This is a genomic window from Pseudomonas nitroreducens (assembly GCF_014204515.1).
GTDB lineage: Bacteria > Pseudomonadota > Gammaproteobacteria > Pseudomonadales > Pseudomonadaceae > Pseudomonas > Pseudomonas nitritireducens_A.
The window spans coordinates 249,738-270,071 of the sequence record NZ_JACHLI010000001.1; the positions used below are offsets into that span (position 1 = coordinate 249,738).

36 protein-coding genes are annotated in these 20,334 nt (G+C 57.5%); 15 read left to right on the top strand and 21 right to left on the bottom strand.

Features of this window, described 5'->3' with window-relative positions:
* Window positions 1-18: 18 nt before the first annotated feature.
* From HNP46_RS01350 to HNP46_RS01365, 4 genes are all read right to left on the bottom strand, one after another.
* Window positions 19-405, bottom strand: a complete 387-nt coding sequence (locus HNP46_RS01350; protein WP_184585710.1) for a hypothetical protein — start codon at window positions 403-405, stop codon at window positions 19-21.
* An 86-nt stretch (window positions 406-491) separates the two neighbouring features.
* Entirely contained in the window at window positions 492-866 is a 375-nt protein-coding gene (locus tag HNP46_RS01355; protein WP_184585711.1) for a hypothetical protein, read from the bottom strand.
* Window positions 863-1,405 carry a DUF262 domain-containing protein gene (locus HNP46_RS01360; protein ID WP_184585712.1) on the bottom strand — a complete coding sequence of 181 codons (543 nt, stop codon included), beginning with the start codon at window positions 1,403-1,405 and terminating at the stop codon, window positions 863-865. The genes HNP46_RS01355 and HNP46_RS01360 overlap by 4 nt, the downstream gene beginning before the upstream one ends.
* Window positions 1,406-1,408: 3 nt before the next feature.
* On the bottom strand, window positions 1,409-1,813 hold the full coding sequence (locus HNP46_RS01365; RefSeq protein ID WP_184585713.1) for a hypothetical protein: 405 nt from the start codon (window positions 1,811-1,813) through the stop codon (window positions 1,409-1,411).
* Window positions 1,814-1,932: 119 nt separating this feature from the next.
* On the opposite strand from HNP46_RS01365, the gene HNP46_RS01370 reads away from it, so the two are divergent.
* Together HNP46_RS01370 and HNP46_RS01375 are read left to right on the top strand one after the other, a co-directional pair.
* A complete protein-coding gene (locus tag HNP46_RS01370) occupies window positions 1,933-2,199 on the top strand; it encodes a hypothetical protein (RefSeq protein WP_184585714.1) in 267 nt (88 codons plus the stop codon).
* Window positions 2,192-2,497, top strand: coding sequence for a hypothetical protein (locus tag HNP46_RS01375; protein ID WP_184585715.1), 306 nt, complete (start codon window positions 2,192-2,194; stop codon window positions 2,495-2,497). Before HNP46_RS01370 ends, HNP46_RS01375 begins: the two co-directional genes overlap by 8 nt.
* Before the next feature lie 58 nt (window positions 2,498-2,555).
* Here HNP46_RS01375 and HNP46_RS01380 read toward each other — a convergent pair whose 3' ends face one another.
* The 4 genes from HNP46_RS01380 to HNP46_RS01395 are packed head-to-tail and all read right to left on the bottom strand — an operon-like array spanning window position 2,556 to window position 4,271.
* Complete coding sequence (locus tag HNP46_RS01380; protein ID WP_184585716.1) at window positions 2,556-3,119, bottom strand: hypothetical protein; 564 nt, start codon at window positions 3,117-3,119, stop codon at window positions 2,556-2,558.
* A gap of 28 nt (window positions 3,120-3,147) precedes the next feature.
* The gene (locus tag HNP46_RS01385) at window positions 3,148-3,354 is read right to left on the bottom strand and encodes a hypothetical protein (protein ID WP_184585717.1); all 207 of its coding nucleotides are present in this window, start codon (window positions 3,352-3,354) and stop codon (window positions 3,148-3,150) included.
* Window positions 3,355-3,372: 18 nt separating this feature from the next.
* Window positions 3,373-3,618, bottom strand: a complete 246-nt coding sequence (locus HNP46_RS01390; protein ID WP_184585718.1) for a hypothetical protein — start codon at window positions 3,616-3,618, stop codon at window positions 3,373-3,375.
* Window positions 3,618-4,271, bottom strand: coding sequence for a hypothetical protein (locus HNP46_RS01395; RefSeq protein ID WP_184585719.1), 654 nt, complete (start codon window positions 4,269-4,271; stop codon window positions 3,618-3,620). The genes HNP46_RS01390 and HNP46_RS01395 overlap by 1 nt, the downstream gene beginning before the upstream one ends.
* 190 nt (window positions 4,272-4,461) lie before the next feature.
* Between HNP46_RS01395 and HNP46_RS01400 the strand changes: the two genes are divergently transcribed.
* From HNP46_RS01400 to HNP46_RS01415, 4 genes are read left to right on the top strand one after another with little or no spacing between them, the layout of a single operon-like run.
* Window positions 4,462-4,659, top strand: coding sequence for a hypothetical protein (locus HNP46_RS01400; RefSeq protein WP_184585720.1), 198 nt, complete (start codon window positions 4,462-4,464; stop codon window positions 4,657-4,659).
* Complete coding sequence (locus tag HNP46_RS01405) at window positions 4,656-5,102, top strand: hypothetical protein (protein ID WP_184585721.1); 447 nt, start codon at window positions 4,656-4,658, stop codon at window positions 5,100-5,102. Before HNP46_RS01400 ends, HNP46_RS01405 begins: the two co-directional genes overlap by 4 nt.
* 37 nt (window positions 5,103-5,139) lie before the next feature.
* Window positions 5,140-5,529, top strand: coding sequence for a hypothetical protein (locus tag HNP46_RS01410; RefSeq protein WP_184585722.1), 390 nt, complete (start codon window positions 5,140-5,142; stop codon window positions 5,527-5,529).
* A gap of 11 nt (window positions 5,530-5,540) precedes the next feature.
* On the top strand, window positions 5,541-5,915 hold the full coding sequence (locus HNP46_RS01415) for a hypothetical protein (protein ID WP_184585723.1): 375 nt from the start codon (window positions 5,541-5,543) through the stop codon (window positions 5,913-5,915).
* Window positions 5,916-6,711: 796 nt separating this feature from the next.
* Here the strand turns inward: HNP46_RS01415 and HNP46_RS01420 are convergent.
* On the bottom strand, window positions 6,712-7,038 hold the full coding sequence (locus HNP46_RS01420) for a hypothetical protein (protein ID WP_184585724.1): 327 nt from the start codon (window positions 7,036-7,038) through the stop codon (window positions 6,712-6,714).
* 27 nt (window positions 7,039-7,065) lie between these two features.
* The gene (locus tag HNP46_RS01425; RefSeq protein WP_184585725.1) at window positions 7,066-7,314 is read right to left on the bottom strand and encodes a hypothetical protein; all 249 of its coding nucleotides are present in this window, start codon (window positions 7,312-7,314) and stop codon (window positions 7,066-7,068) included.
* Window positions 7,315-7,475: 161 nt separating this feature from the next.
* On the opposite strand from HNP46_RS01425, the gene HNP46_RS01430 reads away from it, so the two are divergent.
* The 8 genes from HNP46_RS01430 to HNP46_RS01465 all read left to right on the top strand — a co-directional run bounded on the left by HNP46_RS01430 (window position 7,476) and on the right by HNP46_RS01465 (window position 12,276).
* On the top strand, window positions 7,476-7,910 hold the full coding sequence (locus HNP46_RS01430; RefSeq protein ID WP_184585726.1) for a hypothetical protein: 435 nt from the start codon (window positions 7,476-7,478) through the stop codon (window positions 7,908-7,910).
* A gap of 42 nt (window positions 7,911-7,952) precedes the next feature.
* Entirely contained in the window at window positions 7,953-8,306 is a 354-nt protein-coding gene (locus tag HNP46_RS01435) for a hypothetical protein (RefSeq protein WP_184585727.1), read from the top strand.
* A gap of 635 nt (window positions 8,307-8,941) precedes the next feature.
* Window positions 8,942-9,217: a hypothetical protein gene (locus tag HNP46_RS01440; RefSeq protein ID WP_184585728.1), complete on the top strand. Its 276-nt coding sequence runs from the start codon at window positions 8,942-8,944 to the stop codon at window positions 9,215-9,217.
* A 10-nt stretch (window positions 9,218-9,227) separates the two neighbouring features.
* A complete protein-coding gene (locus tag HNP46_RS01445) occupies window positions 9,228-9,692 on the top strand; it encodes a dual specificity protein phosphatase family protein (protein ID WP_184585729.1) in 465 nt (154 codons plus the stop codon).
* Window positions 9,693-9,843: 151 nt separating this feature from the next.
* Window positions 9,844-10,671 (top strand): hypothetical protein, encoded by an 828-nt coding sequence (locus tag HNP46_RS01450; RefSeq protein WP_184585730.1) that lies wholly within the window; start codon window positions 9,844-9,846, stop codon window positions 10,669-10,671.
* Window positions 10,672-10,745: 74 nt separating this feature from the next.
* Window positions 10,746-11,162 (top strand): hypothetical protein, encoded by a 417-nt coding sequence (locus tag HNP46_RS01455; RefSeq protein ID WP_184585731.1) that lies wholly within the window; start codon window positions 10,746-10,748, stop codon window positions 11,160-11,162.
* Complete coding sequence (locus HNP46_RS01460) at window positions 11,159-11,479, top strand: hypothetical protein (RefSeq protein ID WP_184585732.1); 321 nt, start codon at window positions 11,159-11,161, stop codon at window positions 11,477-11,479. The genes HNP46_RS01455 and HNP46_RS01460 overlap by 4 nt, the downstream gene beginning before the upstream one ends.
* A gap of 347 nt (window positions 11,480-11,826) precedes the next feature.
* On the top strand, window positions 11,827-12,276 hold the full coding sequence (locus tag HNP46_RS01465) for a hypothetical protein (RefSeq protein WP_184585733.1): 450 nt from the start codon (window positions 11,827-11,829) through the stop codon (window positions 12,274-12,276).
* 51 nt (window positions 12,277-12,327) lie between these two features.
* On the opposite strand, the gene HNP46_RS01470 is transcribed toward HNP46_RS01465, so the two are convergent.
* The 9 genes from HNP46_RS01470 to HNP46_RS01500 form a co-directional block, all read right to left on the bottom strand.
* A complete protein-coding gene (locus HNP46_RS01470; protein WP_184585734.1) occupies window positions 12,328-12,822 on the bottom strand; it encodes a hypothetical protein in 495 nt (164 codons plus the stop codon).
* Window positions 12,823-12,840: 18 nt separating this feature from the next.
* Window positions 12,841-13,164: a hypothetical protein gene (locus tag HNP46_RS35645; protein WP_221454552.1), complete on the bottom strand. Its 324-nt coding sequence runs from the start codon at window positions 13,162-13,164 to the stop codon at window positions 12,841-12,843.
* Between the two features lie 212 nt (window positions 13,165-13,376).
* On the bottom strand, window positions 13,377-13,898 hold the full coding sequence (locus HNP46_RS01480; protein WP_221454554.1) for a hypothetical protein: 522 nt from the start codon (window positions 13,896-13,898) through the stop codon (window positions 13,377-13,379).
* Between the two features lie 19 nt (window positions 13,899-13,917).
* Window positions 13,918-14,277, bottom strand: a complete 360-nt coding sequence (locus tag HNP46_RS35650; protein ID WP_221454556.1) for a hypothetical protein — start codon at window positions 14,275-14,277, stop codon at window positions 13,918-13,920.
* Between the two features lie 315 nt (window positions 14,278-14,592).
* Window positions 14,593-16,572, bottom strand: a complete 1,980-nt coding sequence (locus HNP46_RS01485) for a hypothetical protein (RefSeq protein ID WP_184585737.1) — start codon at window positions 16,570-16,572, stop codon at window positions 14,593-14,595.
* 77 nt (window positions 16,573-16,649) lie between these two features.
* The gene (locus HNP46_RS01490; RefSeq protein WP_184585738.1) at window positions 16,650-17,141 is read right to left on the bottom strand and encodes a hypothetical protein; all 492 of its coding nucleotides are present in this window, start codon (window positions 17,139-17,141) and stop codon (window positions 16,650-16,652) included.
* A 31-nt stretch (window positions 17,142-17,172) separates the two neighbouring features.
* Window positions 17,173-17,304 carry a hypothetical protein gene (locus tag HNP46_RS35760; RefSeq protein WP_260403057.1) on the bottom strand — a complete coding sequence of 44 codons (132 nt, stop codon included), beginning with the start codon at window positions 17,302-17,304 and terminating at the stop codon, window positions 17,173-17,175.
* Between the two features lie 91 nt (window positions 17,305-17,395).
* Window positions 17,396-17,758, bottom strand: a complete 363-nt coding sequence (locus HNP46_RS01495; RefSeq protein WP_184585739.1) for a hypothetical protein — start codon at window positions 17,756-17,758, stop codon at window positions 17,396-17,398.
* Window positions 17,755-18,093: a hypothetical protein gene (locus HNP46_RS01500; protein ID WP_184585740.1), complete on the bottom strand. Its 339-nt coding sequence runs from the start codon at window positions 18,091-18,093 to the stop codon at window positions 17,755-17,757. The genes HNP46_RS01495 and HNP46_RS01500 overlap by 4 nt, the downstream gene beginning before the upstream one ends.
* 91 nt (window positions 18,094-18,184) lie before the next feature.
* Between HNP46_RS01500 and HNP46_RS01505 the strand changes: the two genes are divergently transcribed.
* Complete coding sequence (locus HNP46_RS01505) at window positions 18,185-18,673, top strand: hypothetical protein (RefSeq protein ID WP_184585741.1); 489 nt, start codon at window positions 18,185-18,187, stop codon at window positions 18,671-18,673.
* 52 nt (window positions 18,674-18,725) lie between these two features.
* Here the strand turns inward: HNP46_RS01505 and HNP46_RS01510 are convergent, their stop codons facing one another.
* The gene (locus HNP46_RS01510) at window positions 18,726-19,358 is read right to left on the bottom strand and encodes a hypothetical protein (RefSeq protein WP_184585742.1); all 633 of its coding nucleotides are present in this window, start codon (window positions 19,356-19,358) and stop codon (window positions 18,726-18,728) included.
* A gap of 94 nt (window positions 19,359-19,452) precedes the next feature.
* On the bottom strand, window positions 19,453-20,316 hold the full coding sequence (locus HNP46_RS01515) for a hypothetical protein (protein ID WP_184585743.1): 864 nt from the start codon (window positions 20,314-20,316) through the stop codon (window positions 19,453-19,455).
* Between the last annotated feature and the right edge of the window lie 18 nt (window positions 20,317-20,334).

The window sequence follows — 20,334 nt, forward strand, 5'->3', positions numbered from 1 at the left end:
CAGGGCCCTGGTATCGGGTTAGAGTTTGGCCAGAACGGCCAGGAACGCGGTTTTTTCGGCCTCAGTGCCGTCAGTCATGAGGGCTTGCGGCCCGACATGCTGTCCGGATTCGCGCGCCGCGCTGTAAACCCCGTTCAGAACGGCAAGAAGTCGCTCGACCTTAGGATCGCCGGCCAGGCTCACTTCAGAGGTGTCGCCCTCGAAGGAATCGCCAGTGGCGGGGTTGAGAAGCTTGATCCAGGGGAGCGCTTCTTCATCATGCGACTCGCAGTCGATGGTGATCCCTACGATCTGACACTCGCCGTCATACTTCTCGTAGGCGGAGTAGCTCGATTTGAACTGAGCGCTCAGGCTCATTGCGTCTTGAGCGGCAGCTTCGCAGATCTCTTGCCAGGTGGTGGTCATGCCTGCACTCCGTGTGCTTTGACTGATGGAATGGATACTACACGAAACTGTAGTATCTGCCAAGGCAATTTCCACCAAAAGGCGGTTTAAGTCGCTTCGTCGACAACGAGATCCTGGGCTTCGTCCCATTGATCGATTGGGACAAAGCCCATCGAATCAGCAACCTTCATCGCAACCCGAGGGGAGCCCTTCTTCAGCAGGTATGCTGCTGCACCTGCGCAGAAGGCGTGGCGGCTACCAGCAACGACTTGGACGCGCTTTTCGCCATGATCCTCATCGAGCAAGGTCTTGTGGCAGATGAACGGCGTTTTGTCGTCCTCCAACAGCGTCTCTGCAATGGCCTTGAGTCGACCGGGGGCCAGCATATCGTGGTTGGTCTTGAGGAACGGGCAGCCAGGGCAGGGCGTCTTGAGCCTGAGGAATTGCTTCAGGCTCGACTCCAGATCGTGATCCTTTCTCACAGCGTTGCGAACTCCGATTCAAGGTGCGCGGTACCGCCGTAGTTGTGGCGGTTGTATGCGTCTACGCAGAGCTGCTCGCTGTTGTAGTGAGTTTGAATCCAAGCCCAGGGGATGCGGTAGAAGTGGGCGCGCTCACTCTCGGTCAGATCGCTCCACAGGTAGGCATTGCCGTCGGGTGCCGGAACCCGGAACTCGTCGTTGATGTACTTCTCCAGCGAGAGCAAGCGCTGCTGGGCATCAAGGACAATGCCGTCAATCTCTGGGTCGGTCTCGGACTCGTTAATCATGTAGGTGCCAAGACAGGCGCCCATGTAGATACTTTCGATGAAGCGAATCGCCTGCTCTTCAGTCCAGGTGTCTTTACGCTGCCACCGGGGGAGCTTGTAGCCCATGACCCGGCGGCCGGTATAGCCTTCCGCATCAAGGATTCTGTCCAGGCGTTCTTTGCCAGAAATCAGCGCGCTGATGGTGGTCTGCATCGTTTCGCCGTAGAAGACGCGAACCGGGTGGCGGGGGAGAGGCTTCTGTCCGTTGCTCATGCATCAGTCCTTGAAGTTCATGCCAGTCTGCTCTGCGAGCTTGGCAAGGAAAACGTCATCTGGGATGGCCAGGAATTCCATCAAGCCGGTAGGCAGAGTGAGTTTCTTGGCCTCAATGCCGTCGTATTCGGCATCCGTCTCAGCAGGGTGGAATACACCATGCGGTGCCTCCGGATCATTCTGCATCCATCTGCGCACCCGGTAATCGATGATGAGGTCGCCAACGACAACCCAGTAGTGCGGACGTACAACGTGATTACCCAGAGTGACGATGCCGCTGAAGAGCTGGCAGCTGACCCCAAGAGTGGTCAGCCGGTGAACGATCTGGTGGCTCAGGCCGTCGCACTCCAGGTGCGTGAGAGCGTCCAGGTCTTTCACCATTTCTTCGAGGTTGGCCTTGGTCGTCACGGGCGCTTCCTTTCCTTGACAGGGTGGGGTATAGGTGCGAGCATAAGTGCATTGAATGCACTTGTCAATCGAGCGTAAGCCAGTGACAACGGGCATTTCAGCATTTTCTTGGGGTTGGAATGAGCCTACAAGAGCACTTGGATGTGGAGCCTATCGCGCAGGTCTTGGACGAGATGGCCAAAAACCTGGAAGATCGCGCTGCAGAAGTTCGCCGAAAGGCTGCAGAGCTCCGTGAAACCAAGGATCTCGACAGCATCGAAGAGGCCCTGCAGGTAGCGGTAGGCGTGCCTGGGCTTCGTGCCGACCTGGTGGTCAAAGTTCCGTTGCGACAAATCAATCGTGCTCATGAGAAAGCAATCGAAGAGGAGCGTTCGAAGAATGGCTGATCTGAACGGTATGCGCCCGATGCAACAATCGGGCATGACCATCAACACCATGCCCAGCTGGGATTTCTCGGCCGGCGGCCAATACGCCTGGCGCGAGGGCGAGGATCGCGAAGCGTTCCTGCAGGCCTTCCAGAACGAGTGCAAAAGTTTCGACGCCGTCGGCGTGACCGTTGGTGTCCTTCGCGAGGGGCTGGTCTACTCCGCCGCCCAAGGCAAAGCCGTGCGCTCGAGCATCCTGGCAACCGGCGGGGCGGGTCGTAAGGTCGTGTACGCCAAAATGGAACTCAAGCGCCGATAGGGCGCAGGGTCAAAGAAAACGGGCGCCTCGGCGCCCGTTTTTCCTTCTGGAGTAGCTGCTACTTGCTGAGCAGGCAGGTCGCCGGGAATCGCTCGGCGACGGAGAGACGCAGGCGTGCGTTTTCCTCCGGGGTGTTTTTGCTCGACCAGACGGTCTCCTGGCAGAGAACCTTCGGTTGAATGGTCTGGTATTGGAACGGGCCGTCAGCGTTGGGGTTGCGCTGACGCCAGCCAAGGATTGCCGACATGAATTTCAGGCCGTGTTCGTTGGTTTCCGACTCAGCCTTCTCAGCCGGCGACTGGAAGTAAGGCTCCTGCTGGATAGTGATCACCTGGATGACCTCGAGGGAGCTATCGACAGTCACGTCGTAGTCCTTGGCGATGGAGGCCGGATCGATCACCGAAAGGTTGAGGCTACCCAGATAAGATCCGCTATCACACGTGGAGTAGCCCTTCCGAAGTACTTTCCCGCCGTGCAGGAACTGAACTTCGGCGGTGCTCATCTGTGCCCAGTGCACTTGCCGGGTAAATTCGGTCTCTTGGGGCTCGCCACCGACGTGTTTGAAGTCAACAAACGTCTCATCGGAGATCAGGGTGATCGGAGCGTAGACGACAGTGGACATAAAGCCTCCTGGCTGTGAAAAGGGCCGCTCAGCGGCCCTTGGGGTACACGTGGAAGATGTTCTCGCCGGCCTGCTCGACACGGTAGCCCCGGCGCTGCGCTGCCGGAATGGTCGAGCCATGGAACAGGGCCTGCGCCCCGGTCTCCACAACTGCGTAGGGCGTTTCGCCGGGCTCAAGGTGCTTAGCCTTTTTGGCCAGAACCGTCTCCAGGACGTTGAGGTTTGCTTTGGCCATTTCCCCTCCTGGGATTGGTCAGTTGATGCCTGCTTTGCCGATACGCCAGAACAGGTATGCGTTGCGAGGCACCGGGCTGGTGAAGACACCCTTCTGATCAGTGCCGAAGCACATCTCCCAGACTCCTTCGAGCTGCTCGGGTGTGAGGTTGCGGAACTGCGGGTAGTCATCCAGAGCCTGTGCCTTGAGGAGCTGCAGAAACTCTTCGCGCTCGCCAGGCCTTTCGGGCCCGAGCGAGTGCAATATCTCGGAAAAGGAAGGCATCAGGCCTCCAGAGTTTGGAGCGCTTGCATGGCCGATTCCTTGAACAGGCTCATCGGCATGAAATGGCTCAGGTTAGTGGCTTCGACAAATTCCATCGTTTGCTGGCCGTAGGAGGGGAAGAAGAAGTTCTTGCCCTTCAGCTGGCCAATGTGAAACTGGCCGGCCTGGTCAATCACCAGGATGTCTTCAGTCCGGCCGGGCTGCACGGAAGACGAGAACGACACCCAGGACGCAGACGCGTCGCGGACATCGGAGGTCGGCAGGGCGAACCAGCCAATCATTCGGCTCACGGCCAGACTGGCGACCTCGTTCTGACCGTAGGCGGGGAATTGAACCTCGTCCTGGTCATTGAGCGAGCCAACGTGGAGATTCATCCCACAGCCGATCTCGACCCAGACGCAGAGCTGGCCATCCTGGGGAAGAACGCCAGACGAGAGCTGGATGAGTTCGGGCTTGAAGTGCTTGCCGGCGCCGAGCAGGCGGCTGACGGTGTTGGCAACATCTTCGAGCTTCTCGGCGGGGGAACGGGCGCCGCGCAGCATCATCGCGAACCCACGAAGCATGTCGCCGTGGTCGTCGGCCAGAACGGCTTGGGCGACAGCGCCCTGGTTCTGAACGACAGCAGCTGCTTTATGGGTGGTAATGGCGATCATGGCGGTGCCCTCCGTAGGCTGTATGGTTGTAGTATACACTGAGATTGCGAGCTGAACAGTCCTTTTTGTGGTTATTGCTGCTTTATAGTTCTTGACCACTGGCGAACTATAGAGCACACTCAGCCCAATCTGCTTAGTGTGACTGAGCAAGGCAATCGCTACTGCCCGTAGGGCCTACAAGGAGTTCGGCATGCTGGTGAGCATGAAGCTTGATGAAGAGTTCGGGGTTTCCATCAAGGAAGCTCATTTGAAGGATGAGGGCTCCAAACGCCTGTCCTTTGAGTACGGGAACAACTCCCAGAGTGTCACCCTCAACAAAGCCCAGGCTGAGCTGGTCGCGAAGGCTCTGATCCAGGGCTTCGATCTGGATATCGGAGCACTGAAATGAAAAAAGCTGAAGTCGACTACCCGATCTACCTGCTGAATCGCCTCCCTGGCGGCCCGCAATCGCTCGTTTGCGTCGCCGGCCCAGAGCACGCGGTTGAGATCGTGGAAACGACCGATCCTCATAACATTGACCCTCTGGGGTTCCACTTCCGTATTCACCGTACCAAGGCGACGGTGAAGAGTCGCATGTCCGGTGGTCAGCGCGTCACCAAGGATGAATGGCGCAAACACGCCATAATGCTGATGATGCTCCATCTGCAGGGCGTTGATGATCTGATAACCCTTTGCGACATGGCCCGCCGGGATTTTCGTATCCACGAGCTGGATCGCCCGGATTACAGCAGCGTTATCCCAATGCTCACCAGCTCGAACCTGCGCGGGCATACTCGCATGATGATCAAACATCGTCTCGAGGGCGGCGCCGCAAAGGGGCTTCTCTCGTAATCGTCTACCATTGCCATGCATCAGCAAGGAGCTGCCCATGGAAAAGAAATACCCGATTACCATCAAGTTCAGCGATGTCGAGATCGCCATCCTCATGCATCGCCTCACGGTTCTCAGGGACGGCTCGCTGGAGGATGTTTTCGAGGACGAACCCGGCGAGGAGCCGCGAAACTTCGACATGGAAGCTGGCAAGGCCTTCTGTGAAGCCGCGATCCAAGTCTTCGATGGCGGCGGCAAAGCTCTCACCATCGAAAGCGAAACAGCAGAAGATGTGATCGTCGAATGCCTGGAAGGTTCTACCTACGCGGGCGCCATCATTGGCCTGGTCGAGGATGATGAGGCGGCTGAATCCGTCAAGGCCGTGAAGAAGTTCGCTCGCCGTCTTGAAAAAGTCCTGGGTTGCGAGATCATCGAAATCACGTACTGATGGAATCGATGATGAAACCGCTGCTCCCTGTCGAGCTGAAGCTCACCCCCACCGAGAAGTCCATCCTGGAGCATCGCCTCGATGCTCTCCAGGACGGTGGCCTGGAAGACATCTACGAGGATGACGACACGTTCGATGTCAAGGCAGGGCTGGCCTTTGTAGACGGTGCGTTGGACACCTTCAGGGCCGGCGGCAAGGCCCTGATGGTCGACACACCGGCTGCTGTCGAAGTCATAGTCGAATGCCTGGAAGGTTCCACCTGGTGTGGATGCCTGACCGGGAATGTCAAATCGCCTGACATGCGGTCTGCTAAACGCAAGATGAAGGCGTTCGCCAGGCGTCTGGAAGCTCTGTTTAACTGCGAAATTGCCGAGATGACTAGCTGATGATTTACAAGGAAGGCGTTTACCTAACCCATCCGACCTTCGGGCCACCGACTGCACTGCGGAAAGTCCGCATAGCTGGAAGAATCGTCGAAGTTCTGGATGGGCTTGAGTACAAAGTGCCCGAGCAGGACAGGCGCAGGGGGTTTCACCGGTTTACCCAGGCAGATTTCTTCTCGGTTAACACCATGGTGGGGCCGGCCAATTAGCCTCATCAAGCCTCAAAGCAGATCGCCGGACTCCGGCGATTTGTCGTTTCTGGTGCCCTCGGATGAATTTCGGTGAAAATGAGCATGCCCTGAGGCTGCAACACGCGTATCCGCAAACTACGAGGATGGAGATGAATCAGGTTACCGTTGAGAACCACGCCCTGGAGGTCTTTGGCCCTCGCGGACAGTCTTGGAGACCGGTGCACCAAGAGTGCCTGAAGGCTGCAGCAGAACTAGCCAGGGCAGGGCGCCTGGGAGAGGCGATCATCGCGGCTGAGGATGCCTGGATTGAGGCGCACGGGCAAATGCATGGCGTTGCGTTCAGGGTGCGCACCCAGGTCGAGAGATTTACCGGCAATGCGCAGCCAGACGTACTTGCGGGATATCGAAGCCTGGAGTGACCGGCGCTTAACGCTGCCGGCCAGGGCGGGGCGGGATGAAGTTGCGGGGGTGGCACATGCCTACGCCATGGCGGCCGTCCAGGGCCTGGACAAGACAGGCGTAGGTCATTGCATCGGCCTGCAGGAAAAACGTGGCCGGAGGGAAACCGCCTTCACGACTGGGGAAGACGGTCTGGGCACCTTGATGGATCAAGGCATTCTCCGGGGCATGCGCTCCCGCGCTTGCTGCAACGCGAGCTTGCGAGCCTCGTACTCATCCTGGGTTTCGACCTGATTTTCCAGGCCTCGAGAGCGCACCAGGCGATCCAGCGCAGCCCACATGCGGAGGATGTCCTGCTCGTCCAGAGTGGTGTAGCCGGAGATCCGGCGATTGTCGGCACCTCGACGCGTGATCTCTACCTCCAGGGTCAAACCCTCCGGAGTCTCACGGGCTCGGAGCCCGGACTCGAAATCCTTGAGGAGCAGGCGATCCTTGGTGATGTCCTGGATGGTGTCGAACGGGACTTTCTTATCCATGATCGTTTCCTTTCGAAGTGCCGGTACTTAAGCCGGCTTGGATGCGTTGATGCTGCGGCCGAACTTAGCCAGGAAGATGGTCGCGAGGCAATCGCGCTCGAAAGCCAGGGCAGAGGCCTGAGCATCGGTGAGGTTCAGGTAGTTACCCTGGGCCTTCACCACCTTTTCGTTCGCCTTGAGCATCTGGGCCTCGGTTGCGTCCTTGTATTGCGCTACAAAGGCGTTGAAGTTGGTGTAGTACAGAGTGCCGGTGCGGTAAGGATTCAGGATGTTCATGGTCGGCTCCTGCCGGTGTCTTTATGGTGCTTATTGTGAGGCAATGATCAGAGCAATGCAAGAACTATAAAGCACAATAAATGAGGTAAAGTGCTGTATACTGCTTCCATGTTGCGGCGATTGTGGTAGAATGATCGTCACCAACCAAGAGGAGCTTCACCATGACTGTTACTCGCGAGAACGTCCGTGTTATCGACCTGAGCGACACCCACGAGCTCGAGCTGTACGCGGACACTATTCATCGCCGCCCGGTGGGCAGCGGTGAGACAGACTTCATGGAGGAAGGCCCCTTCTTGGTGAAGGCAGCTGAAGATGACACCCTCCTCATTTCCTTCCAGTCGATGTACTTCGACCCGACCGACGAGGATGATAATGATGCTGATGCAGCCGCCGAGATTGTCCTGAACGACATTCCTTGTCAGGAGATCTTCTACGACGGCGAAAACCTCCACATCACCAACGACCTCGACAAAACCCTCGTCGTACCGAAGTCTCATGACTTCTGGCACTTGGCGCCTTTCCACTTCGGTTATGCCTACGTGGAAACCAAAAAAGGCCAGGATCGCGGACAGCGAGAGTTCGACCAGGGCGAATGAAAATCCAGGGCCCGGAAAGTCCGGGCCCACCTGGAGACCGGCATGGAAAAGTCAGACGTCATTGCCATTCTGCGTAGCAACAGCGGCCCAGACCTGGAGCGAGGTGTCCTGCTGGATGATGGGCGGTTCACGATCCGCCAGGGGCCGGAAGCTCAAATTGGCTGGCTGACTGTGATCGCGCCGGAGACCCAAGTTACGCCTGATGGGTTCATGGGTATCGGGATAGTTATACAGGACGGCAACTACTGGGTCTGGTCTGTCGTAATGGGAGCTGGGCCTGGGATGATCGCTACTCGCGACCTTGGTCGCACTACATCTCGGGAAGATGCCATCGCAAGCCTCTGGTTGGGGAGGATGGGTATCTTGGGGCTGTACCTGAAAGGGATGAAAGCATGATCTGCCCGCACTGCAACCTCGAAATCAAGGATGGCCAGGCTGTCCATGGCCTCTACAAGACCCACTGGAAATGTGCTCCAGTACCCGAGGCTACCCGTCCCGAGATGGTGGTAAAGAAGTCTGAAGAGACGTTGGCGGCTATCACCAGTCAACACAGCCCGGCCGTAACCACTGCGCCTAAGGGAGTAGGCCGGTTGCGTACCAACAAGCCTGGCGGCCCGATATGGCGGACGATCTGCTCCTGGCAGGAACACCGGAACAAGGGCTATGAGAAGCACTGGGCCGTAGGCGGTAGCCTGCATATGACCCTCAACTGCGGCCACACCGCCTACCGGAAGTTGAGCCAGAAACTCCCGTCTTCCATGCAAGTGCGTTGCTGGGAGTGCGAGCAGATGCAGGGTGGATCACAGCGCTCAGGTATGCGCTGGGATGCAGAGACGATGATGCCTGTCCGGGTCGACGCTGCTGGGCAGTAACGATGCGCATCGCGATCATTCCAGGCGCCGTGAGCTTGGGAACCCTCATGCGCCTGGCCGACCTTGCAATGGCCCTCAACGGGCAGGCTTCGGTGCTTCTTGCCGTTGGCGGTGGGGACGTGCACAGTAACGTCTCCAGCAATTCCATTGGAAAAGAGCATGACCGAGATCACCCTGATGACCCCGGAGCGTTTTGCTGCGCTCGATACCGAAATGCAAGCCATGCATGAGACCTGGAGATCGCGCTGGTGTGGCGGTGGCATGTGCGCATGCATGGGCTGCGCTAACAGAAGCGGTGGTCTTCTAGGAAAAGGTTTCACTGAGGCTGAGTGGAAAGAGTACTGCGCCGCCAAGGGCATCGTCGCACCTCCGGTTCCGACGAGCGAAGAAGTCCACAGAGTCTTGCGCCAAATTTTCGGAAACCCTGTCGAATAGGCGATGCATCATGGCTAAGACAGTAGCCTTTCTGCCGCAGCTGGCAGCACAGAAGATCACCACCCCGGTGAACATGATTGCCATCTGCAGGCCAGGTGATTGGATAGGTGCCTACCTGGCCAACCACCCCCGCTACCTCCGACTGGAGTTCGATGACGTCGACTCACCTCAGGAGGGAACGACCCCGTTCTCCCCCGGCCTGGCACAGCAGATCCTGGAGTTCCTGCAGGAAGTGGGAGACGAGAGCGTGATTGTGCACTGTCAGGCGGGTTACAGCCGTTCCTGCGCTGTGGCCAAGTTCATGGTCGACAACCTGGGCTACACGCTTGATTTACATCGCCCAGGCGCGACGGGAACCGCAATCCACTTCAATCGCTTGGTGTACCAGACCCTGATGGACGTGAGTGGCCGCTCAATGCGAAGTTTCTATCTCAACCTGCAGGATAGTGCGAGCCATGAGGGCGGATTGGGGTAGTGGATGGGCCGTGGGGGTTGATATCAACTGTAGTGGTTATCGTAGAACCGGCCGAATCGAATGCTCTATACTTCTTGTAGAGAGACGAACTATATGGCAGAATGTGCCTAACTAAGTTCCATGCATGATCACTCTGAGGCATGACAAGTCTATGGATTGGAATCAGAAAGACGTCGAAGAGATGCTTTCGGCATTCGAGGGCGATCAACGCTCGCTCGAGAAGCTGAAAGAACGGTTGGGTGTTGAGGCCTACAGCTTCATATTGAGCTATCTGGCCCAGGCCAAGAAGGTCATCAATATGCCTCCTGAAGGTATCCAGGCGCTTGTTCAGATGTCTCCGGAAGAGTACCTGGAGGAGATGGCCAAGCGAAATCTCGACTTCAACCGGTTGGCCGAAATCTTCGGGGTTAAGCGGCGCCGGGCGAGAGAGCTTCAGGAGGATGCCAACCGGGGCCGTTACTACGACGATGCCTTGCTCGCTCTTCCGGTGTGGGAGGAGGGGATGACGTTGGATGATCTTCCTCCGCCCTTCACGAAAGAAGGCTTCTCTGGTCTCTGGAAAGCGAGGGGCTGGCGTCTACAGGATTTGGGAGCTCGTTGGGGATTGAGCAAGCGCCGTATTGGGCTTATGGATGCAGAGGGTCGTCCGCGCTACCTGGATTGGGCAATTCGCAACATTCCTGTGATAACCAAAATCCCGGTGCCTAACTGGAAAAGTGTTCCAGGGCAGAAGACTCGGGCAATGAATCTTGTGGTTGTCCAGGTCAAAGAAGAGTTGCCGGTGATCTTCGATCTTCCGCCAGGAACGCCGATTGTCATCAAGGGGAAGCGTGAGAACCAGTGGTTCGCTTACGTCTCTCTTGGACAGACCGTGCTCCCGGCATCCATCGTCCCCTTCGAGACCCAGGAAGAAGCATCGGAGCGCGCAGCACGATTCATCGAATCTGGCAGACACATTGCGGTTAAGACGCTCCTGTAACACATAGCCTGGCGGAGCGAACTGAATAGGCACCGGCAAGGCCGGTGAATTAACGACTTGGTTGGAGGCGTAGGATGCGCACAGTGCTGGTCAGTGACATTGATGGAGCAGTTCTCGACTGGGTGGTGGGTGTCGCTGTGGGTCTGCGTCTGCAGATCACCTCGACTTCGCTGGTCGTTGCCGGGAGCGCCCCTCGCTTTGGGATCAAGAGCTGGGGTGACAAGAGCTGGTGCCCTCACTTGAGTGAAGTTCAGTTCGGACGCCTGCAGGATGACCTCTGCGTAAGTTCGATGCACGACAAGACCCGTCCGAACCATGAGGCCTGGGAAGCGGTAACCGACTCCAGGATGCCTCATGTCGTTGAGGCTGGTCAGCGTGTATCGCAGCTTGGCGAGACCAGGCAGGTAGCCGTACTGCGGGCAATCGCAGAGGCGCATTTCGGACAGAATCTCGAGGTGCCTGAAGAGCTGTTTCATATGAGGGCTGCATGATGCTTACCCATCTCAAGAATTTCTTTTCCAGTAAGCCGGCCGCGCCAGTCGATCCGTCTCAACGCTTTGCGGAGATCATCCGTGAAGGGTTGAAGGGCATGCGGGCGGAGGGAGGGATGGACATCGACAAGGAGAACAGGGTTCCTGTTTACCTTGTGAAGATGTGCACCGCCCTTCAGTCCGCCATCAACGAAACCCGCGCCGAACCGGTAACGCTCAAGGAAATTCTCACCCTGGATCGAGCGGCTACGGGCGCTGACTACGACCGCAAACTCGCCAGGCGCTGCCTGTTGATGGCGCAAAATCGGAAGGCTTAATCTCACCATTGCGTGCTGTATAGTTCTTGCAATAGGAAGAACTATATGGCATGATGATTCCCGTAAGTAGCCAAGAAGCACTTTGCAGCACGTAGTAGGTGCTTCCCACCATCGTTTTGGTTAAGATCGGCCCACGATTCGTCGTTTACGCCATCTGCCAGAGCGCGTGGTGTTCGGAATCTGATCGATAACTGAGGGCCGGAGTTGCCCGAGGGATTAGGTTCCAGGCTGGAGTGGGCTACCCGGTTACCGGGTCAGCAAGTAGGGATGCTGGGGGCTTCATAGGAGCCCTGATGTGAGTCTCGAATGTTCGAGGCACGCACTACACAACTCTTGAGGGAATAACCATGCTGAAACGTGCTCTGATCATCTCCGCAATGTCCATGGCCCTGGTTGGCTGCGCAGGCGCGCCGCTGGGTCTCGATCTGGGCCAGAAGCCCATGGCCGGTACCTGGAAAGGCACCTATCTGTGCCCGAACCTGAAGCTGACTCGCCAGGACGTCGTAATGACCCTGCAAGACGGCCGCGTACCGGGTTCGGTTAACGGTGTCGTCGAAATGAACTTCGTCTACGCCGGCCAGAAGAACTACATGAAATACACCGTCGTCGGCTCGAACGTGGGCGGGCACTTCGTGGCCAAGGGCAAGCAGATCCTGCAGACCACCCGTAGCGATTTCACCATGGGGCCCATCAGCGGCAACATGCCTGACAGTGACACCATCATGGCTGAGGGTTGTGGCCGCCTGCACGCACTCAAGCGTGTATCCAGCACTGCTCAGCAAACTGCGCAGCGCTAAGCAGCACCTGATCTCTAAAGGGCCTTCGGGCCCTTTTTTGTGCCTGTAGCTTTATAGTTCGGCCAACTCGTGAATCAGGGTTTGCACCCTTGCCTGGAGGTGAGCCTTCGGGATCATCCAGTACAGGCCCAGGAAGCCCTCTTGCGAGGGGAGGGTCGAATCCCTGGTGGTCAGCCAGTGCTCCAGGTTCTGGTCGAACAGGAACAGGTCGCCGGCCCGCACCGGGATCTCCACGACGCGGCTCTTCTCCTGAACGTGTAGGAGGTGATCGCCCATCAAGCTGAGGATCAGCGTCCTCTCGCCCTTCCAGTGCGTGTCACGATGCTTTACGACGTCCAGGCACCCAACCCAGCCGTCAGCTTCATCGAAGGGCTCAGCGAGCAGGGAGACCCCTTCCCAGCTGGTTCCAACATCACCCTTGATGCGAGTGAACTTCATGATGCTGGCCGGCACCTGGTCGAGTACAGGGCGCACCTGGTCGACGAAGTTGCCAAGCACGCTTTGCATCATGCCGGCGGCGGTGAGGTGGCGGGTAGGGTGAGTCATCCTTGAGGGCCTTTGTGGTCAGTAGATTTCGGAGCTGCAGACGCTGGGGTAGTGCTCGTGGCCATTGGAGTCTGCCAGCTTGCCAAGCTCCTTGCGGAGCGTGCGAAGGAACGCCGGCATTTCCTCGGCGGGTACAACCCACTGGATCGACAGATACACGTCCTTGCTGCTCCAGGGGCGCTCCAGCCAGTGGATGCGCATCGGGTCGAGCACAAACAGCTCGCCTCCGGTGAGGTGAATCTTGCGCACCGTCCTGGCCGACGTGGTTGCGTACAAAGTGTGGTTGGCCTCGATCACCAGCGAGAGGAAGTACTTGTCCTTCCACTCGGGGTCAGTATGCATGCCGGTCTTGTGGCATCCAATCCAGACAACCTCATCATCTCCGGCGTACCGAATAGGAGCAGGGAGCTTGCCTTTGTACGTCTCGGCGAAAACCTGGTCGTTCTCAATGTGCTTGAAGCGTTGCCTGACTCCATCAGTGACCGGGAATGCCTGGCGGATATCAGCGGGACTGAAGCGGTGGACAATGGCTTCGTGGCGAGACATGAGGTGCCTTAGAGGATGTCAGAGATTTCGTAAGCAGGGGTTTTGACCTTGCCTTGGAGAGCGGCAATCCCGGAGAGGGCGTCGCGGATCATGGCGAATGCCTCGGGCACGGCATCGGTCATCACTTCCCACTGCAGGGTGAAAAATAGCGCCTTCGAATTGCGAACTTGCTGCTCCAGCCAGTGAAGCTTTAGCGGATCAAACACGAACAGCTCACCGCCCTCAAGGTGGATGCGCCGGCATTTGTTAACGGACTGCACCTCGAAGAGAACGTGGTCAGCCTCAATAACCAGCGTGATGAATCGCTTGCCGATGAAGCCTGCATCAACATGCGGTGGGGCAGTATGGCAGCCTACCCACTTGGTTTGTAGGCTGCTCAGGGCAGGATGGTGCGGTACGTTGTAGTGGTTCGACTCAACCGAAGACTTGGCGCTCTTTCGCAAGTGAGTTCTCAAAGCAGGCGCGATTGGGAATGCAGCCTGCAGGGCCTTGGAGTCATATTGGAGGAGCGAGCGTTCGAACTGAGCCATCTTGGCTGTAGCCCTTCGATCAGGAAGATTTGCGCCGGCAGTTGTGGCAAGTAGGGTCTTGTGCAATGCCCTCGGCGTCAATGTGCGCCATGAGGGGAGAGGTGTCTTCCTGTACAGGATTTCCGCACCCAGGGCATGCCCATTTGAGGAGAGTTCGCTCGCCATCCTGCGCAACCTTCATCCCCAGGGCCTCTGCCGGGCCGGTCAGGATCAGGCCGGACGACCTGCTATCGCAAGGCGACAGGCAGGTTGCGCAGGACATCGAGTCCTCCAGCTTCTCCCCAAGAAGGCTGTAGTTTTTCCCGTTGGCGAGGTTCACGTGGCAGCGGCCGTTAAGGCGCCGGACGATCTCTCGCTGGAGGAAAGCGGCGGCGGTCAAGAGCGCAGCTCCAGGAGTCGAGCGCACCGGGCAGCAATGCGCGCGTAGCGCTCGCCGGCAGCGCGGAAGAACTGCTCCTGGATGGGGCTGTTCCGAGAAGCGGCCTTTTCGGCGACGCGAAGGTTCACTCGGGCTCGAGACGACATGTCATCGCCGAGGCAGTGAATCTGGAGAACGCGTTGAGTGCTGAATCGGCGCATGGTGTACCTCCTGTTTATGGGAGGATTATGCCGTATAGTTCCTCATGATGCAAGAAGTATACGGCACGATTGGCGCTGAGGTAGAGAGAGCTGCATTATGCAGCTCCCTTTGCAGCTAGGCCTTATCCCGGTATTGAACTACGTCCAGAGGTGGGGTCTTGGCGATCTTGAGGATCTGGCTCATCCCTCGTTTCGAGAAGGACAGCTTCCGCTGGAAGTTCACGTCATGCCATGGGTTGTCGATCAGGAACGTCACCGGATCAACCCGGCGGAGATTCGAGTTTGGGAGGGTAAAGTCCTCCAGCGTCCAGTGCTGAAGAACATCCGGGAGGTCAGCGACAGATACGCCGGCCATTACTGCAAGATCGGATGCAGTGAAAGGGGTGAACGTGAAGTGGGTAGAGGCCTTCGCGCCGGTAATTGGGCAAAGAGGCTTGTTGTCCAGCGTGGGGCCTATCGGTTGAGCCCAGGCATCAACTTGATGAAGAAATTGATGGATGCTTCCGCCCGAGTGTTCGCGGGTGGCTACCCAGTTCTGGCCTCTGCAGCCTCGAACCATGGGATTGGCGTCTCGCACCCAGATTTCCTGACACCCAGCGTAAGCCATCAGGTTGTCCAGGTTAGCCTGGAGTCGTTCGTCAAACCAGGCAATGACGTCCTTTTTCCGGCGAGCAAATTCGTACTTGGTGATTGCACCAATGCATTGTGCGAAAGCGGCGCGGGCCATGAACTTGCGGTCATTCTCAACCTGCTGCTTGGTTCCGAAATTTCCGCTGATGTAGGCGGAAACCGCGACCACTGGGCCCTTGCGATCCTTGCTGGGGATGACGTCAGTGGTGATCACCATTTGGCCTTCGCTGTTCATCGCAACCTCAGTTTTCATGCCGGGGCGATTGACGATGTTCAGAACCTCGTCCGACACCATGTGACCGTACAGGTCGACCAGGTCGTAGTTGATGCGAAACGGCGAAGCACCGAGTTCATCTTCGGAGCAGTTCTCCGGGCGGATATCATCCTTGGTCAGGGTCGTTACATCAGGCATTCCGGTGAGTACGACCGGGAGATTACTTGATCGACCCTGAATCTGGGCGAGAGAGGTTTCCAGTTGCTGGCCTGTATAGGAAAGGGTGGGCAGTACCACCTTGCTGTGGATGAACCTCTCGGATAGCAGATTGAACATCATCATGACCCAGATGGCGCTATCAGCCGGGAGGTTTCGCACTTCGCTCAGAATGCTCCACTCCTGCTGGTGGGCAACCAGGGCGGTGCTGCTCGACATGGTCTCGAACAGGCGGCCTTGCTCTTCATCCCATTTGATGTCGAGCAGAGAGTATGGGAGGTAGTTATCACCAATGCGACGATGCATGTCGCGGTCTGGGCGACGCCCATTCTCGACGTAGATAGGATTCCCATGCTCCGCGACGTCAGTGATCAGGTAGTAGTTCTCACCGTTACGCACGGCGAAGATGAAGTACTGCTCAAACGCCTGTGGCGTTTTGATCGCGTGCAGGGAGACCCCGTTTGGTAGCCGGTTGAATGCCGCAAGCAGGGAGTTGGTGTCCCACCAGCGGTAGACGTTCTTCATGAACACAGGTTTGACGTCGGCGGGCGCAGTCACGCCTGCCTTAAACTGATGAATCTTGAGGCGAGTGAGGGCCTTAAAGGCAGTCCCTCTCAGATCGCCCAGGCGCGTGTGCGATGAGAGTATCGCTTCATGATCCTGGGTGACTTCCACATCGTAGTGCACCATGGCTTCGCGAGAGGTGGCTTCGAAGTCCTGGATGTCCTTGGCGATGATCGGATCGGACAGGAATTCATAAATCTCGCCAGCCAGTTTAATGACTTCCTTGTTCTCGGAGGTCGGCTTCACCATCTCCATGATGCTGAAGCGAGCGTCGTTCACGTAGTCGGTGAACCAGCCGTCACAAAGAAGCGCTGCTGTGATGCGAGTCGGGTCGAAGCCCACGCTCTCGCATGCCAGGCTAAGCTCGGGATGACGCCAGGTGTAGAAGTTATCCGGCAGGGGATAGGTGAACCCTTCGCGGCGAGCCCAGAACTGCAGGATCTTTTCGATGGATTGATCTTTGAAGCTCATGGGTGGCGCCTACCTTTTCACTGAAAGTGGCGGTCTCAACCGATGCTGAAACCGCGAATTTTGAGGAAATTGCCAGATCAGTCCAGGAGAAGCCAGGCCGGATCAGCCGTGATAACCTGCGGGGACTTCAGCCAGTCGCGAACCTGTTCGGCGATTTGCCACAGCTCTTCGGTGTCGAGTGGGCCGATGCAGCTGATGTCGCGACCTTCAGGGCCCTGCTCGGCGCCGATAACCAGGTACTGATCCCAGAGCAGGCCATTGTCAGCGTCGAGCCAGTAATAGGTATCGACTACTCGGGCGACACTGCCAGCGGGCAGCTCCATCAGCACGGCCTGGAGGCGATTACACTCGCGGTTGAGCTGATCCTGGGAGGCCTGGGTGACGGTCATCACTTCATCCACGGTCAGTTCGAAACCGAACTGATCCTCGAAGATAGCCTTCAGGGTGGACGAATCGTCGGTGAAGGGGGCAATCAGCACCACGCCTCCCACATTGATCTCGCAGTGCTGCACGTCGCCGGCTTCGTCAGCGATGGGGGTGATGGTTACGGGCGGGCGGGAGGCGGGCATCATGCTTATCCTCTGGGCGTCGTGGAGGGTTTCAGTCCTGCGCCTGGCAGGACAGGAGCTTGTCTTTCCGGGAGTAGGCCACCTTGGAGGTTACAACGCGCTGACGGAACAGCGGCTGCATCACGATGCTCTTGGCCTTGTTGGTACGCTTCGACTTTTTCATTGCTGATCCTGCATGTCGATCCATTATTGAGGAATTATACAGCAGTTGCCATGCAGTATGGAAGCACTATAAAGCATGTTCAGGCTTGTTTTTAGGTCTTAGCTTTGGGCTTGCAGCCTTCGCAATGATAGTGGAACGATTTCTCCTGGAGGAAAGTCTGGCCGCAGGTGCGGCAGACTTCGCGATTCTCCAGCTCGAATACCAGGATGACGTTTTCTGCTTCGCCGGCACCGACAAAATGCGAGTACCAGCGGAAGTTGCCGTTCGCCCACTCCCAGTCGTGCAGCCGCTCATCGATCATGATGGTCTGGTTATGTACGAGCTCGCCAGTACGCGCAATGCGCGCCTCATCCAGGACAATGCCAACCCGAACCGGGCGCTCGGCCACCTGGTGGATCAGGTTCGAGTCGCAAGGTATCTGCCGCAGGATCGCGTGGCGCTTCGAGATCATCATTTGAGTTTTTCCTGGCACACATCGCAGTGGAGTTGGAACTTCTCAGAGACTACCGCTACGCCGCAGTGTGCGCAGAAAGTCCGGTATTCGGTGCTGTAGACCAGGGCGACGAGTGGCACAGATTCGAGGCGGGTGTAGTAGAACTTACCGTTCTCCCATTGCCAGTCATGGGCGCGGTCTTCAATCAGCACCGTGTCCTTGTGGAGGATGTGACCATCCTTGAGGAATCGCTCTTCCTGGTACACAGTTAGTACGTGCAGCGGGCAGTGAGGAATGTCGTAGCGCTGACGACCCTCTACGTCACGAAGAAGAACGTAGTCCTTTGCGTATTCCATGGATGGTGTCCTTTAGATATCTGTGTATTGTTCTAGCATACAGTGGTAAGGTATGCTCCACAATGTCAATTGTAGGCAAAAGGAGTCAGGGATGGGCCAGGAAGCACCGAAGAACCGCGAAGAGGCGATGGTTATCATCGATACCTTCATCGAGGAGAACCTGGTTGTCTGTTGCCAGGAGCTTTACCAGTACGACCAGGGCACGTTGATCGCCGACCTGAAGAACCTCAAGTTCCTCCAGGACACCCTGGCCGAGTTTGATCAGGATGCGCGTAAACTCATCCCGACCATCATCACCAGCTCAATGTTGCGCAGAATCGCCACCCAGAATGGCGCCGAGCTGCAGCCTTCGCCGTTATTGCGCATGGGCGCGAAGCCGTCGGCCGCAGTCTTCGCCCAGGACAACCTCAAGCAAATCTCGCGCGAACTGTCGGCTTGGCAAACCTCGGGCATGCTGTCCGAAGGCAGCAAGCTGGGCGAGCTGGGGGCGATTCTGCAGGCCCAATTCCCCGTCGACTTCATGCAGGTGGCAGAGCAGATCGCTACCAGGTGCATCATCAAGGCCTACGCCAACTCCTGACCTGACACTGCAATGGAAAAGGCCCAGCAATGCTGGGCCTTTTTGTTTCGCCTCAAGCCGCCAAGAACTCGTTCTGTTCGGCTGGGTCATCAGCGTTCTGGAGGTCGCGAAGGGTGAAGTGCCTGGCCAGGTAGTCGTTGAGCAGGGCCGACAGATTCGACTGGACGTTCATATCTAGAAGATGAGCGTAAGCCAGGGCTCCCTCGAACCGAATCAGGCAGTTTGGGAGATCGGTCTTGATGGGCCCGGAAGGCCCCATTGCAGCCTCAGCAAGCGACGAGAGGGTGGTGGCCGGCAGGTTGTCATCGGTATGGTGTCGAAGAAGGTCGTAGTAATCCTTCTGGACGCTCCACACGCCATCCTGGAACTTGAGGTAGGGCGGGAGGTCAGTAGGCGCTGAAAGATAGTCACAGAGGTGAAGGAAACGAATCTCTCCGTCCAGGGCAACGGGGACGTCCTTCACGATCAGCATGCTGTGCGATGCAATCCTGAATAGGGAGGCCTTGGTGAGGATCGTCGACAGTGCAGGTGTCGTCAGGGCCTGGACATGGTGGGTCAGGAGATAGGTAATGTAGCCGTGCAGATTCTTGAGGTGGGGCTTTGAATAGAACACGTCCCGGACGTGCTCAAGGCGAGAGATCTCGCACGGAGTGAGCCCGTAGAGCCGGCTGTAGAGCGGAATCATTGGTGTACGTCCTGATGATCAACAATTAGGCACTAATTGCAGCATGATCAGGGAGAACCTGGGCGCGACGCAAGCGACGCCACGCCCAGGGACGTCAGGGGCCGATGAAAGTCATGTTCCGGCTGACCTTGGCCAGCAGGTGAGGAATCATGCCGTCAGCTTCCTGCATCTTGCAGTGCACCGAGAAGAAGCGGGTTTGGCCGTAGCTGGCTGCCATTGCCAGGGTGTCTCGCAGAGGGCCTGCCCAGGCAATCTTGGCAGGACTGATCACTTCGTGACGCAGAAGCTTGAGCGTGATGTTGGCGGCACGGTTCTGCACCTGTTGGTCGCTCGGGGAGGAATTGGAGCCAAACTCCATCATGCCGAAGATGCCCTTGCTCAGAAGGCCCAGGAAATCGGCATCAAGGCCAAGGGTGTCAGCCGAAGGGGCAGGGCGGATGATCCCCTTGCCAGCCAGGTGCGTATCCGCGATGCCGGCGAACATCTGGTTGAAGAAGAAACGAGCCTCTGCCTGCAGCGGGAACTCTTCTGCCACATGATGGTTCCGGCCGTGCTCGATGGCGGATCGGAAGGCTTCACGCAGGCGCTTTTGCAGGTCGACTGGGTCGGGGGTCATGGCGTTGACCGACTCGTTGCGGCTGAGCATGCGAGAAAACTCGATAGCCTTGAGGGCGACAAACTTGTCGTCTGGATCGGCGTTGCGACCAAAACCGATGGCCTCTTGGAGAAGGTACAGAACCGAGTCACGAGCTTCGGCGTTCAGGTTGGCCAGGTGCTCTTCCAGGTCGAGCGCTGCGTCCTGGTCTGACTCCCACTGAGTCATTACCAGGTTGGCACGTTCAAGCGCGCTCCGGAGGTTCGCTGCTGCAGCCGCTTCCGGAATGCTGCTGAGAGCACTTGTGGCGTTGATCATCAGCTGCTGAAGTGCATCGGCGAGTGGGGTTTGGTTGGTGATCATGAGAACCTCCGTGTGGGA

What these genes read in the sequence shown, in the direction of transcription:
- HNP46_RS01350 (WP_184585710.1), bottom strand. Translation starts at nt 405, where the DNA reads ATGACCACCACCTGGCAAGAGATCTGCGAAGCTGCCGCTCAAGACGCA.
- HNP46_RS01360 (WP_184585712.1), bottom strand. Translation starts at nt 1,405, where the DNA reads ATGAGCAACGGACAGAAGCCTCTCCCCCGCCACCCGGTTCGCGTCTTC.
- HNP46_RS01370 (WP_184585714.1), top strand. Translation starts at nt 1,933, where the DNA reads ATGAGCCTACAAGAGCACTTGGATGTGGAGCCTATCGCGCAGGTCTTG.
- HNP46_RS01375 (WP_184585715.1), top strand. Translation starts at nt 2,192, where the DNA reads ATGGCTGATCTGAACGGTATGCGCCCGATGCAACAATCGGGCATGACC.
- HNP46_RS01380 (WP_184585716.1), bottom strand. Translation starts at nt 3,119, where the DNA reads ATGTCCACTGTCGTCTACGCTCCGATCACCCTGATCTCCGATGAGACG.
- HNP46_RS01385 (WP_184585717.1), bottom strand. Translation starts at nt 3,354, where the DNA reads ATGGCCAAAGCAAACCTCAACGTCCTGGAGACGGTTCTGGCCAAAAAG.
- HNP46_RS01390 (WP_184585718.1), bottom strand. Translation starts at nt 3,618, where the DNA reads ATGCCTTCCTTTTCCGAGATATTGCACTCGCTCGGGCCCGAAAGGCCT.
- HNP46_RS01395 (WP_184585719.1), bottom strand. Translation starts at nt 4,271, where the DNA reads ATGATCGCCATTACCACCCATAAAGCAGCTGCTGTCGTTCAGAACCAG.
- HNP46_RS01400 (WP_184585720.1), top strand. Translation starts at nt 4,462, where the DNA reads ATGCTGGTGAGCATGAAGCTTGATGAAGAGTTCGGGGTTTCCATCAAG.
- HNP46_RS01405 (WP_184585721.1), top strand. Translation starts at nt 4,656, where the DNA reads ATGAAAAAAGCTGAAGTCGACTACCCGATCTACCTGCTGAATCGCCTC.
- HNP46_RS01410 (WP_184585722.1), top strand. Translation starts at nt 5,140, where the DNA reads ATGGAAAAGAAATACCCGATTACCATCAAGTTCAGCGATGTCGAGATC.
- HNP46_RS01415 (WP_184585723.1), top strand. Translation starts at nt 5,541, where the DNA reads ATGAAACCGCTGCTCCCTGTCGAGCTGAAGCTCACCCCCACCGAGAAG.
- HNP46_RS01420 (WP_184585724.1), bottom strand. Translation starts at nt 7,038, where the DNA reads ATGGATAAGAAAGTCCCGTTCGACACCATCCAGGACATCACCAAGGAT.
- HNP46_RS01425 (WP_184585725.1), bottom strand. Translation starts at nt 7,314, where the DNA reads ATGAACATCCTGAATCCTTACCGCACCGGCACTCTGTACTACACCAAC.
- HNP46_RS01430 (WP_184585726.1), top strand. Translation starts at nt 7,476, where the DNA reads ATGACTGTTACTCGCGAGAACGTCCGTGTTATCGACCTGAGCGACACC.
- HNP46_RS01435 (WP_184585727.1), top strand. Translation starts at nt 7,953, where the DNA reads ATGGAAAAGTCAGACGTCATTGCCATTCTGCGTAGCAACAGCGGCCCA.
- HNP46_RS01440 (WP_184585728.1), top strand. Translation starts at nt 8,942, where the DNA reads ATGACCGAGATCACCCTGATGACCCCGGAGCGTTTTGCTGCGCTCGAT.
- HNP46_RS01445 (WP_184585729.1), top strand. Translation starts at nt 9,228, where the DNA reads ATGGCTAAGACAGTAGCCTTTCTGCCGCAGCTGGCAGCACAGAAGATC.
- HNP46_RS01450 (WP_184585730.1), top strand. Translation starts at nt 9,844, where the DNA reads ATGGATTGGAATCAGAAAGACGTCGAAGAGATGCTTTCGGCATTCGAG.
- HNP46_RS01455 (WP_184585731.1), top strand. Translation starts at nt 10,746, where the DNA reads ATGCGCACAGTGCTGGTCAGTGACATTGATGGAGCAGTTCTCGACTGG.
- HNP46_RS01460 (WP_184585732.1), top strand. Translation starts at nt 11,159, where the DNA reads ATGATGCTTACCCATCTCAAGAATTTCTTTTCCAGTAAGCCGGCCGCG.
- HNP46_RS01465 (WP_184585733.1), top strand. Translation starts at nt 11,827, where the DNA reads ATGCTGAAACGTGCTCTGATCATCTCCGCAATGTCCATGGCCCTGGTT.
- HNP46_RS01470 (WP_184585734.1), bottom strand. Translation starts at nt 12,822, where the DNA reads ATGACTCACCCTACCCGCCACCTCACCGCCGCCGGCATGATGCAAAGC.
- HNP46_RS35645 (WP_221454552.1), bottom strand. Translation starts at nt 13,164, where the DNA reads ATGCATACTGACCCCGAGTGGAAGGACAAGTACTTCCTCTCGCTGGTG.
- HNP46_RS01480 (WP_221454554.1), bottom strand. Translation starts at nt 13,898, where the DNA reads ATGGCTCAGTTCGAACGCTCGCTCCTCCAATATGACTCCAAGGCCCTG.
- HNP46_RS01485 (WP_184585737.1), bottom strand. Translation starts at nt 16,572, where the DNA reads ATGAGCTTCAAAGATCAATCCATCGAAAAGATCCTGCAGTTCTGGGCT.
- HNP46_RS01490 (WP_184585738.1), bottom strand. Translation starts at nt 17,141, where the DNA reads ATGCCCGCCTCCCGCCCGCCCGTAACCATCACCCCCATCGCTGACGAA.
- HNP46_RS35760 (WP_260403057.1), bottom strand. Translation starts at nt 17,304, where the DNA reads ATGAAAAAGTCGAAGCGTACCAACAAGGCCAAGAGCATCGTGATGCAG.
- HNP46_RS01495 (WP_184585739.1), bottom strand. Translation starts at nt 17,758, where the DNA reads ATGATGATCTCGAAGCGCCACGCGATCCTGCGGCAGATACCTTGCGAC.
- HNP46_RS01500 (WP_184585740.1), bottom strand. Translation starts at nt 18,093, where the DNA reads ATGGAATACGCAAAGGACTACGTTCTTCTTCGTGACGTAGAGGGTCGT.
- HNP46_RS01505 (WP_184585741.1), top strand. Translation starts at nt 18,185, where the DNA reads ATGGGCCAGGAAGCACCGAAGAACCGCGAAGAGGCGATGGTTATCATC.
- HNP46_RS01510 (WP_184585742.1), bottom strand. Translation starts at nt 19,358, where the DNA reads ATGATTCCGCTCTACAGCCGGCTCTACGGGCTCACTCCGTGCGAGATC.
- HNP46_RS01515 (WP_184585743.1), bottom strand. Translation starts at nt 20,316, where the DNA reads ATGATCACCAACCAAACCCCACTCGCCGATGCACTTCAGCAGCTGATG.